This is a genomic window from Oscillibacter sp. KLE 1728 (assembly GCF_934833455.1).
Classification (GTDB): domain Bacteria; phylum Bacillota; class Clostridia; order Oscillospirales; family Oscillospiraceae; genus Oscillibacter; species Oscillibacter welbionis.
In genome coordinates this window covers 26,009-36,485 of sequence record NZ_CAKVVF010000012.1, presented here as the reverse complement: position 1 = coordinate 36,485, position 10,477 = coordinate 26,009, and the positions used below count along the sequence as shown (strand labels likewise).

Genomic DNA, 10,477 nt, shown 5'->3' with positions numbered 1-10,477 from the left:
GCTTACAGCTTCTGGAGCCGGGCAGCGCGCTTCTTGCCGTACCAGACAATGATATCAACGTAAGCCACAGCAGCGCAGACACCGATGATGTAGGCGGGCGTCCAGGGAATATGGAAGCCGATCTGTGCATTGGCAATGAAGGTCACTGTAACAAAGGTGTACCAAGCACCGGGAATCAGGGGGATCCACACCCACTTGGCCTTGCTGTTCTCGAACATCCATACGGAGATACCCAGGAATGCGAACAGGGACAGGGTCTGGTTGGACCATGCGAAGTAACGCCACAGCAGATTGAATCCATCGGGGCTGCTCTTCGCAAAGACCAGAATCACCGCCACCAGCGCGAAGATGATGGCGGACAGGCCCAAGCGCTTCGGCTTAGAGCTCTGATCGATGTGCAGAGAGTCAGAGATGGACAGGCGCAGAGAACGCAGCGCGGTATCGCCGGAGGTGATGGGCAGAACGATGACGCCCAGCAGGGCGATGATGCCGCCCACGGGGCCCAGCAGATCGCGGCAGATGATGCCGACAGTGCCGGTGGCCAGAGAGGCATTGACCTCCTGCAGACCCAGGTTGTACACGCCCATAGCGGCGGCGGCCCAGATCATGGCAATGAAGCCTTCCAGAATCATCATATTGTAGAAGGTCATGCGGCCCTGCTTCTCGCTCTTCATGGTGCGGGAGATGATAGCGGTCTGCGTGGAATGGAAGCCGGAGAGAATGCCGCAGGCCACAGTGATGAAGAACACAGGAATGAAGTGCTGCGCGGTGAAATACTCACCATAATTGAAGGTGGCGCTCTGCCAGTTGTCCCACAGGTTCAGCAGGGGATAGCCCTTGACGAACATGCCGATGAACACACCCACGGCAGACAGCAGCAGGATAGCACCGAAGATGGGATAGATGCGGCCGATGATGGCATCGATGGGGAACACGGTGGCGATCAGATAATAAACGAAGATGACACCGTAAATCACCCAGGTGGAGACAGAGGTGGCAGCACCGTCAAAACCAAACACCTGAGTGGCGGCGATGTCGCCGGGGGTGTAGATGAACACCGCGCCGACCAGCAGCAGCAGTACGCTCAGGAAAATCTGGTAAACAGTGAAAACACCCTTGTTGGAGTACTTGCGGACCATGTCCGGCATCTGGGTGCCGCCGTCGCGGAGGCAGATCATGCCGGAGAAATAGTCGTGCATAGCGCCGCCGATCACGTTGCCGATGGGGATGGTGATGAATGCGATGGGCCCGAACAGGATGCCCTGAATGGGTCCGATGATGGGGCCGGTGCCTGCGATATTCAGCAGGTTGATGAGGCTGTTCTTCCATTCCCGCATGGGAACGTAGTCCACGCCGTCCTGCTTGGAATAGGCGGGCGTCTCCCGGTCATCGGGGCCGAAGACCTTTTCGCAGAACTTGCCATAGATGGCTGCGCCTACGAACAGAATCACCAGGCCGATGAGAAAGGTTGCCATAGAAAACACACACTCCTTTATGCCCAGTTTCCCGGACAGATTCTGGCTTTATCATAGCACTGAAGAAAGGAGTTGTAAATAATTTATTCATATTTATAAAGAATTTGTTAATATCGCAGAGAAAACAATTAAAAATTCGTTTACCTCACCTAACAAAGTTCCAAATTTTTTTAAGGACCGGATGTGAACACGAATATTTGTGCTGGACGGACCTGGAAATATGCGGGAGTTCAGGCAGTAAAAACCCGTCCCGCCACTTGGCGGGACGGGTTTGTTTCAGAAAATAGTTACAGCTTACAGCTTCTGGAGCCGGGCAGCGCGCTTCTTGCCGTACCAGACAACGATGCCAACATAGGCCACAGCAGCGCAGACACCGATAATGTAAGCGGGCGTCCAGGGAATATGGAAGCCGATCTGCGCGTTGGCGATGTAGGTCACTGTGACGAAGGTATACCAGGCAGCGGGGATCAGGGGGATCCACACCCACTTGGCCTTGCTGTTCTCGAACATCCACACAGAGATGCCAAGGAATGCGAACAGGGACAGGGTCTGGTTGGACCATGCGAAGTAACGCCATAGGGTATTGAAGCCGCTGGGGCTGCTCTTTGCGAAGACCAGGATCACAGCCACCAGCGCAAAGATGATGGCGGACAGGCCCAGGCGCTTGGCCTTGGAGCTCTGGTCGATGTGCAGGGACTCAGAAACAGACAGGCGCAGGGAGCGCAGCGCGGTATCGCCGGAGGTGATGGGCAGAACAATAACGCCCAGCAGAGCGATGATGCCGCCCACAGGCCCCAGGATATCCTTGCAGATCACGCCGATGGTGCCGGTAGCCAGAGAGGCATTGACCTCCTGCAGGCCCAGGTTGTACACACCCATGGCGGCGGCGGCCCAGATCATGGCGATGAAGCCCTCGAGGACCATCATATTGTAGAAGGTCATGCGGCCCTGCCGCTCGCTCTTCATGGTGCGGGAGATGATAGCGGTCTGCGTGGAGTGGAAGCCGGAGAGAATGCCGCAGGCCACGGTGATGAAGAAGATGGGGATGAAGTGGTTGGCGTCAAAGTACTGACCATAGCTGAAGGCCGCCTGCTCACCGGTGGCTGCATCAACAGCCCACGCGTCGAACGCGATGCCATGCCAGTCATCCCACAGGTTCAGCAGGGGATAGCCCTTGACGAACAGGCCGATGAACACACCCACGGCGGAGAACAGCAGGATGGCGCCGAAGATGGGATAAATGCGGCCGATGATGGCGTCGATGGGGAACACGGTGGCAATCAGATAGTAGACGAAGATAACACCGTAGATGATCCAGGTGGTGGGATCATTCACCGCGCCGGAGAAGCCGAAGACCTGGGTGGCGGCGATGTCGCCGGGGGTATAGATGAACACCGCGCCGACCAGCAGCAGCAACACGCTCAGGAAGATGTTATAGACGGTGAAGACACCCTTGTTGGAGTATCTGCGGACCATGTCCGGCATCTGGGTGCCGCCGTCGCGGAGGCAGATCATGCCGGAGAAATAGTCGTGCATAGCGCCGCCGATCACGTTGCCGATGGGGATGGTGATGAATGCGATGGGCCCGAACAGGATGCCCTGAATGGGTCCGATGATGGGGCCGGTGCCTGCGATATTCAGCAGGTTGATGAGGCTGTTCTTCCATTCCCGCATGGGAACGTAGTCCACGCCGTCCTGCTTGGAATAGGCGGGCGTCTCCCGGTCATCGGGGCCGAAGACCTTTTCGCAGAACTTGCCATAGATGGCTGCGCCTACGAACAAGACCACGAGGCCGATCAAGAAAGTTGCCATAAACACACACTCCTTTTCCTTAACCCGCGGCCAGGTCCTCGATTTGGACACGCGGGCTTCTGGCTATAAGCATAGCAGATTTTTGGCCGCATAAGCGTTAAAAAATAGTTCACGGAAATTAAGATGTCGCTAAGAAAACGACGGCCTTATCAAGAATGCGCTTACTTTTGGGGAGCGATGCATAAAAAGCGCATGAAGAAGCCCGGTTGGGAGCTCTTCATGCGCCTGTGCGGACGGCGGAGCGGATCAGCTGCCCTCCGCCATGCGGTAGCCGACGCCCATCTCTGTGAAGAGATACTCCGGCTCGGCGGGATTTTTTTCGATCTTCCGGCGGATGTTGGCCATGTTTACCCGGAGAATCTGGTTGTCGCCGCTGGCCCGGGGGCCCCACAGCTCCTTGATGATGAAATCATACGTCAGAACCTTGCCGGCGTATTTGCCCAGCAGGGCCACGATGCGGAACTCGCTGAGGGTGAGGTGGACATTCTCACCGCGGACACGGACCTGGTGCTTATTGTAGTCGATGACCAGTTCTCCCACTGTATAGGTGCCGTTCCGGGCGATTTCGTCATTACCGGAGATGGTGCGGGTGTGGCGGATCGCGGTGCGGACCCGGGCCAGGAGTTCGTCCGTGCCGAAGGGCTTGGTGAGGTAGTCATCCGCCCCCAGATCCAATGCGGCGACCTTGTCCCGCTCATGGGAGCGGGCGGAGACCACCACCACCGGCAGGCTGGACCAGCTGCGCAGGCTGCGGAGGATGTCCAGACCATCCATGTCCGGCAGGCCGAGGTCCAGAATGACCAGGTCGGGACAGTGGGAGGAGATCATGGAAAGCGCCTCCTCGCCGGTCTGGGCCTGCATGGCTTCATAGCCGTTGTTGTTGAGGACCGTGGAAATGAAGTGCGAGATACTCTTCTCGTCCTCAATTACCAGAATTTTTTCACGAATCGTCATGATACTTCCTCCTTAGTGAGCGGCAGGCAGAAGGAAAATTCCGCCCCGGACTCCAGATTTTTTGCTTCCAATGTGCCGCCGTGGGCACGGATGATAGCCATGCAGACCGATAGGCCCAGCCCCATGTTCCGCTTTCCGTCGCCGGGGGACGAGTCCTCACAGCGAAGCGCACCGCTGAACAGGGTGTGCAGTTTCTGGGGGGGAATGCCCTGGCCGTTGTCCCGCACGTAAAAGCGGGCCCAGGGGCCATCCCGCTGCGCGGACAGGGCGATGTGCGTGGTGGTTCCGCCGTGGAACACGGCGTTCTCCATCAGATTGGACAGGACCTGCATGATGAGGATGGCGTCCATGGGGACCAGGAGCAGCTCGTCCGGCACGTGGACCTCCACGGACACGGCGGGAAACCGTTTTCGGAATTTGCGGACCGCCTCGTCCAGGACTTCCTCCGCAGCCTCCGGCTCCTTGGTGATTTTGGCCGATTCGTTGCCGATCCGGGTGATGGAGAGCAGATTTTCCACCACGCGGATGAGCCACTGGGCGTCATCCCGCACATCCACCAGAAGGGACTGCTGTTCGGCCGGGGAGAGGGCGGGATTTTCCAAAATGGCGGAGGTGGCACCCATGATAGAGGTCAGAGGGGTGCGAATGTCGTGGGAGACGGAGCGGAGCAGATCCGCCCGCATCTTCACCTTTTCGTTTTCCATCCGGAGGCGGTCCTGCTCCTTGGTCTTGGTGGTCAGGGTGCTGGTGACCAGCGAGACCACCAGAAAGGTGAACATTGTCAGCGGATAGCCGGAAATGGTGAAGTTAAACGCCATATAGGGATATGTAAACACATAGTTGACGCCGATGACACCCAGCACCGCCGCAATCAGCCCGAAGAGATATCCGCTGGTGAAGCGGGAGATCAGGAGCACGGCCAGCACATAGACCGGAGAGGCAAAGCCGTCGATGGTGTCCGCCGTCTGGTGCAGAAGGGCGCAGGCCCCCGTGGCGCATAGAAGAATGGCGGCGGAGACCAGAAGGTCGCGCCAGGAGAAGGAAAAGGTACGCTTCAAACTGGAACGGGTGATCTTCACAGCAGGTCCTCCTTACATCTGTGGGGCTTGAAACATTATTATAGCAGAAAGAGGTGTTAAGATTCCACTAAAAAACGTTAAAGAACATAGGCGGGAAACCTGTGGATTTTTGCATACGTTTAACAAGCCCCAAATGGACCTTGTCAGCGGTTGAACGACGGAATGCGTATAATAATGGATGGCAGGGAGCTGCCGAAAAACAAAAGGAGTGTGTATCAGTATGGAGGAAAGACTCAAAACATATCTGCGGCCGGGAGAGCAGGTCCGCTGGCAGGGCCGTCCCGCCCCGTTTTCGCTTCTGGAGGCAGAGGCAAAAAAGCAGATCCTGCTGAAGTGGGGACTGACGGTGGCACTGGGCGGCGGGCTGCTGGCCGTGTATCTTTCCGGGACCGAGGCGCCCAGTATGGGATTTATCGGCCTGGTGCTGCTGGTGGCTGCGGTGATTCTGATCTCGCCCGTGGCGGAGCGCCGGAACCTCATGGGGGAGCAGTATTGGATCACCAACCAGCGGGCCATTCTGATGACCCGGGACAAAACGTTTTTCTACATGGAACTGTCTGACATCGACGATCTTCAGGTAGTGGGTGGAACCACAAAGGGAAAGAGCTTGGTTCTGGGCAGATGCCTGTTTGAGGAGGCCAAGAAGCTGCTCCGCTGGCGGGCCTGCCATCCCAAGGTCGACGTCCAGAGCCATGACGAGACGGACCGGGCCCTGGGGATGATTTTCTATGGCGTCCAGGGAGCCGAAGCGGCGGCGGAGCTGCTGCGGCAGGGCAGAGACGGCGAGGCAGCCTGACCGGCTCCAACCGGCGGCTCACCCAGCCATACAATTAAATCTGGAGCGCAACACGCTGTACCGCGGGGATCTCCTGCCCGCGGTACAGCGTTTTTTTATTATTAAGTCAAAAGAGATGCCCGGCGGCGTGCAACTTTTGGCCGGAAGGCGGTTATTATCGAACGACTGAGAAAGGAGGTACGCGTCCTTGGAGAAATTGAAGGGGCAGGCCGAAGCATTCTGCCGGAAGTATCTCCAGTGCATGGACCCGGACCAGGCAGCGGCAATGGCTGGCTGCGCCGATGGATACGCCGTGCTGGAGACGAAGATGGTGCGCAGGCGGCTGGAGCGGATGCGGGAGGCAGCGGCTGGGCAGGTGCACCGGGAGGACGTGGTACGGCGTCTGGCCCAGCTGGCTTTCGGCCGGGTGAATGATGCGGCGCGGCTGGCCCTGCACAGCGAAGAGGCGGATTTGGAGACGCTGGATCTGTCTGCCGTGGCGGAGCTGAAGGTGACGGACAAGGGCGGCGTGGAAGTGAAGCTTATTGACCGCATCCGGGCTCTGGAGGCTCTGTACGGGCTCCTGAGCGAGGAAAAGGCGGAGGGGGCCGGAGAGCTGTACCGGGTGCTGACGGAAGCTGCCGGGGAGGAAGGAGGGTGGGACGACGGCTGAGATCATGCGGTTTTCCCAAAAGCAGCGAAGGGTGCTGACCTGGTGGTGCCGCCCGGGAGATTGGGAGGCTATCATCTGCGACGGGGCCGTCCGCAGCGGCAAGACCTTCTCCATGGGGCTCTCCTTCTTCCTCTGGGCCATGGCCAGGTTCAACGGACGGCAGCTGGGACTGTGCGGAAAGACCATCACCTCCCTGCGGCGGAACCTGCTGGCGGAGCTGGTGCCCTATCTGCGGCGGCTGGGCTTCGACTGCTGGGAGCGGCGGTCGGAGAACCTGCTGACCGTGCGGCTGGGGGGCCATGAAAACCATTTCCTGCTCTTTGGCGGGCGGGACGAGTCCAGCGCGGCGCTGATCCAGGGCAGCACCCTGGCGGGGGTGCTGCTGGACGAGGCGGCCCTGATGCCCCGGAGCTTTGTGGAGCAGGCCGTCGCCCGGTGCAGCGTGGCGGGGAGCCGCCTGTGGTTCAACTGCAATCCGGAGAACCCTCAGCACTGGTTTTACCGAGAGTGGATTTTGAGGGCGCGGGAACGGCGGGCCCTGTACCTTCATTTCACCATGGAGGACAACCCCGCCCTGTCGCCCCGGATCCGGGCCCGCTATCGCAGCGCCTACTCCGGCGTTTTTTACCGGCGATTCGTGCTGGGGGAGTGGACAGCCGCCCAGGGGCGGGTGTACGACTTCTTCGACCGGGACCGGGACAGCGTGCCTGTGCCGGAGGGAGATTTTCAGGAGTGGCGGATTTCTGTGGATTACGGCACCGCCAACCCGGCCTCCTTCGGCCTGTGGGGCCGGCAGGGAGAGATCTGGTACCGGGTGGGGGAGTTCTACTACGACTCCCGCCGGGAGGGACGGCAGAAGACCGACGCAGAGTATGTCCGGGACCTGCGGGAGCTGGCGGAGGGCAGGGAGATCACAAGGGTGATCGTGGACCCGTCGGCGGCAAGCTTCATCGAGGCGCTGCGGCGGGAGGGATTCCGGGTGGTCCGGGCGGACAACGATGTGGCCGACGGCATCCGGGTGACGGCGGACCTGCTGAAGCGGCGGCGGATCGTGATCTGCGGTGCCTGCGCCGACTGCCTGCGGGAGATGGAAACGTACTGCTGGGACGACAAGGGGCGGCGGGACGCTCCGAAAAAGGAGCAGGACCACGCCATGGACGATCTGCGGTACTTCGCCATGGATCTGGCGGCGGAAGAGCAGAATGGCTTTGCGGCCACCTGGGTGGAGAGACGGGCCTGAGGGACCGCGGTAAGGAATGGACGGGAGGTTTGGAAGTTGAAGTGGTTTCGGAAACAGACGGCGCCGGCGGGAGCGTCGGTCCAGCTGCGGGAGACGGGATACCACCCATTTGGACTGCTGGGGCAGTATGTGCCCATGCGCAGTGGGGAGATCCGGCTGTACCGGGCAGTACGGGAGGCGGTGCCGGTGGTGGACGCCGCCATCTACAAGCTGATCCGGATGGTGGGCGGTGTGACGGCGGCCTGTTCCGACCCGGCGGCAGAGCGGGGGCTGGGGGAATTCCTCCGCACGGTCCCGGCCGGACGGGGGCAGTATGGGGTCAATGCCTTTCTGGAGGGCTACCTGGACGCTCTGCTGACCTGCGGGCGAGCCATCGGGGAGATCGTGCCCGCAGCAGGAAACCGGGAGATTGCGGCCGTGCTGTGGGGCCGGGTGGAGGATATTGAGATTCGGGAGGGAGACCATCCCCTGGCATTTACAATCTGCGGCCCCGACGAGCAGGGGCGGATGGGGCCGCTGCCCTGTCAGGACTTGCTGCTGTTCACGCCTCTGAATCCTGAGGCGGACAGCCCCTATGGCGTGTCCCTTCTGCGGGGGCTCCCGTTTTTGACGGATATCCTGATGAAGATCTACCACACCATCGGGATTAACTGGGAGCGATGCGGCAGCCTGCGCTTCGCCGTCACCTGCCGGGACGGCGGAAACGGCCAAGCGGAGGAGCGGAGCCGGATGCTGGCAGGAGAGTGGTCCCGGGCCATGCAGGATACCAGGAGCGGCAGCGTGCGGGACTTTGTGGCTGTGGGAGATGTGGATATCCAGGTCATCGGCGCTGACGCGCCCGTCCTGGACAGCGAGGTGCCGGTGCGGCAGATTTTGGAACAGGTGGTGGCCAAGACGGGGATCCCGCCCTTTATGCTGGGACTGAGCTGGAGCTCCACGGAGCGGATGAGCTCCCAGCAGGCGGACATGCTCACCACGGAGATCACGGCCATCCGGCGGACCATTACGCCGGTGGTGGAGCGGATCTGCCGGCTGTGGCTGCGGATGCACGGGTATACTTGCGGCTTTGAAGTCCTGTGGGAGGACATCAACCTCCAGGACGAGGTGGAGGACGCCCGTGCGGCCCTCTATCTGGAGCAGGCGCGGAAGCTGCGGCTTGAGAACGACGCGGCGGAGGCGGCCGCGTTCCATACAAGGAGAGAGGTATGAAAGAACTCGAAAAAAATCTGGAGGCAACGGGAGGCGTGCCGGCAGAGGCGGAGCTGGCGGCGATCAACCGCTTTGCCAAGTCACCCCTGCGGGCAGAGGAGGTGTACACCTTTTCCCTGCGGCTGTGCGACAACGAGGTGGACCGGGACTGGGAGCGGTTCGATACGGCGGCGCTCAACACACTGGGCGACCTGTTCGTGGGGAAGAGCGGCATCTTTGACCACCAGTGGACGGCGGAGGGGCAGACCGCCCGCATCTACCGGACGGAGATGGTGCGGGAGGGCGCCCAGGTGACCGCGGCAGGGGACGGCTACTGCTGGCTGAAGGCCTGGGCTTATCTGCTGCGGACGGAGAAAAACGCGGATCTGATCGCGGAGATCGAGGGAGGCATCAAGCGGGAGGTCAGCGTGGGGTGCAGCGTGGCCCGGCGGGTGTGCTCCATCTGCGGCGCAGAGGGCGGCACCTGCCAGCACACGCCGGGGCAGCGGTACGGGGAGCAGCTGTGCTACCTGGAGCTGCGGGATCCCACCGACGCATACGAGTGGTCCTTCGTGGCGGTGCCAGCCCAGCGGAAGGCGGGGGTCCTGAAGCGGTACGGCCACGAGAACCAGGGGAGGGCACAGCTGAGGGCCCAGGCGGAGCTGGGGCGGAAATACCTGCGGGAGCTGCGGCGGGAGGTGACGCGGCTTGCCATGCTGGCGGACGACAGCATGGACGGCGGCGCCCTGGCCAAGGCGGCGGAGCATCTGGAGGAGCCGGAGCTGCTGGAGCTGAAGCGGGTCTACGGGGCCCAGGCAGCCCGCCGGTTTCCGCCTGTGCCGCAGCTGCGGAGCCGGGGAGCGGCAAAAACAGAGGACGAGACGGAATTTCTGATCTAAGGGAGGATGAAGCATGAAGCTTTCTTATGAGGGGATCGGCCAGTGGGCCGCCACCTTTGCCTGTGACGATCTGGCGGAGGGGGAGCTGGTGAAGGTCAGTGCCAACGGCACGGTGGCCGCCTGCGCGGCGGGCGACGATTTCTGCGGCATGGTGCTTTCTGTCGGCCGGGGCGGCGACGCCTGCGCCGTGGCCCTGGGCGGCATGGTCACCGCCGGGTACACCGTACCGGCAGAAGGAGCGGCACCGGCCCTGGGCTGGAGCGGCCTCAGCGCCGACGGCGAGGGCGGCGTCCAGGCGGACGCGGACGGCAGCACCTATCTGGTGGTGGATGTGGACACCACCGCCAAGACCGTGACCTTTGTACTGTGAGGAGGAGAGAGA

Annotated in this window: 10 protein-coding genes; 6 read left to right on the top strand and 4 right to left on the bottom strand. The window is 61.2% G+C overall.

Annotated features, from left to right (window positions below):
• Positions 1 to 2: 2 nt before the first annotated feature.
• The 4 genes from QVE23_RS02485 to QVE23_RS02470 all read right to left on the bottom strand — a co-directional run bounded on the left by QVE23_RS02485 (position 3) and on the right by QVE23_RS02470 (position 5,320).
• Positions 3 to 1,475, bottom strand: a complete 1,473-nt coding sequence (locus tag QVE23_RS02485; protein WP_287967526.1) for a carbon starvation CstA family protein — start codon at positions 1,473 to 1,475, stop codon at positions 3 to 5.
• A 294-nt stretch (positions 1,476 to 1,769) separates the two neighbouring features.
• On the bottom strand, positions 1,770 to 3,287 hold the full coding sequence (locus QVE23_RS02480) for a carbon starvation CstA family protein (protein ID WP_287966741.1): 1,518 nt from the start codon (positions 3,285 to 3,287) through the stop codon (positions 1,770 to 1,772).
• Positions 3,288 to 3,533: 246 nt separating this feature from the next.
• Positions 3,534 to 4,241: a response regulator gene (locus QVE23_RS02475; protein ID WP_021748504.1), complete on the bottom strand. Its 708-nt coding sequence runs from the start codon at positions 4,239 to 4,241 to the stop codon at positions 3,534 to 3,536.
• Positions 4,238 to 5,320 (bottom strand): sensor histidine kinase, encoded by a 1,083-nt coding sequence (locus QVE23_RS02470; protein ID WP_119310622.1) that lies wholly within the window; start codon positions 5,318 to 5,320, stop codon positions 4,238 to 4,240. Before QVE23_RS02470 ends, QVE23_RS02475 begins: the two co-directional genes overlap by 4 nt.
• A 220-nt stretch (positions 5,321 to 5,540) precedes the next feature.
• Here QVE23_RS02470 and QVE23_RS02465 point away from each other — a divergent pair, with 220 nt between their 5' ends.
• The 6 genes from QVE23_RS02465 (at position 5,541) to QVE23_RS02440 (ending at position 10,465) form a co-directional block, all read left to right on the top strand.
• Complete coding sequence (locus QVE23_RS02465) at positions 5,541 to 6,116, top strand: hypothetical protein (RefSeq protein ID WP_119310623.1); 576 nt, start codon at positions 5,541 to 5,543, stop codon at positions 6,114 to 6,116.
• A gap of 187 nt (positions 6,117 to 6,303) precedes the next feature.
• Complete coding sequence (locus QVE23_RS02460; protein WP_021748507.1) at positions 6,304 to 6,768, top strand: terminase small subunit; 465 nt, start codon at positions 6,304 to 6,306, stop codon at positions 6,766 to 6,768.
• Between the two features lie 4 nt (positions 6,769 to 6,772).
• Positions 6,773 to 8,008, top strand: coding sequence for a PBSX family phage terminase large subunit (locus tag QVE23_RS02455; RefSeq protein ID WP_287967525.1), 1,236 nt, complete (start codon positions 6,773 to 6,775; stop codon positions 8,006 to 8,008).
• Positions 8,009 to 8,044: 36 nt separating this feature from the next.
• Positions 8,045 to 9,217 carry a serine/threonine protein phosphatase gene (locus QVE23_RS02450; RefSeq protein WP_287966743.1) on the top strand — a complete coding sequence of 391 codons (1,173 nt, stop codon included), beginning with the start codon at positions 8,045 to 8,047 and terminating at the stop codon, positions 9,215 to 9,217.
• Complete coding sequence (locus QVE23_RS02445) at positions 9,214 to 10,095, top strand: hypothetical protein (RefSeq protein ID WP_287967524.1); 882 nt, start codon at positions 9,214 to 9,216, stop codon at positions 10,093 to 10,095. Before QVE23_RS02450 ends, QVE23_RS02445 begins: the two co-directional genes overlap by 4 nt.
• Before the next feature lie 13 nt (positions 10,096 to 10,108).
• Complete coding sequence (locus QVE23_RS02440) at positions 10,109 to 10,465, top strand: hypothetical protein (protein ID WP_021748512.1); 357 nt, start codon at positions 10,109 to 10,111, stop codon at positions 10,463 to 10,465.
• Positions 10,466 to 10,477: the final 12 nt, after the last annotated feature.

Excerpts from the sequence above, each read along its gene's own strand:
- QVE23_RS02485 (WP_287967526.1), bottom strand. The coding sequence starts at position 1,475 with ATGGCAACCTTTCTCATCGGCCTGGTGATTCTGTTCGTAGGCGCAGCC.
- QVE23_RS02480 (WP_287966741.1), bottom strand. The coding sequence starts at position 3,287 with ATGGCAACTTTCTTGATCGGCCTCGTGGTCTTGTTCGTAGGCGCAGCC.
- QVE23_RS02475 (WP_021748504.1), bottom strand. The coding sequence starts at position 4,241 with ATGACGATTCGTGAAAAAATTCTGGTAATTGAGGACGAGAAGAGTATC.
- QVE23_RS02465 (WP_119310623.1), top strand. The coding sequence starts at position 5,541 with ATGGAGGAAAGACTCAAAACATATCTGCGGCCGGGAGAGCAGGTCCGC.
- QVE23_RS02455 (WP_287967525.1), top strand. The coding sequence starts at position 6,773 with ATGCGGTTTTCCCAAAAGCAGCGAAGGGTGCTGACCTGGTGGTGCCGC.
- QVE23_RS02445 (WP_287967524.1), top strand. The coding sequence starts at position 9,214 with ATGAAAGAACTCGAAAAAAATCTGGAGGCAACGGGAGGCGTGCCGGCA.
- QVE23_RS02440 (WP_021748512.1), top strand. The coding sequence starts at position 10,109 with ATGAAGCTTTCTTATGAGGGGATCGGCCAGTGGGCCGCCACCTTTGCC.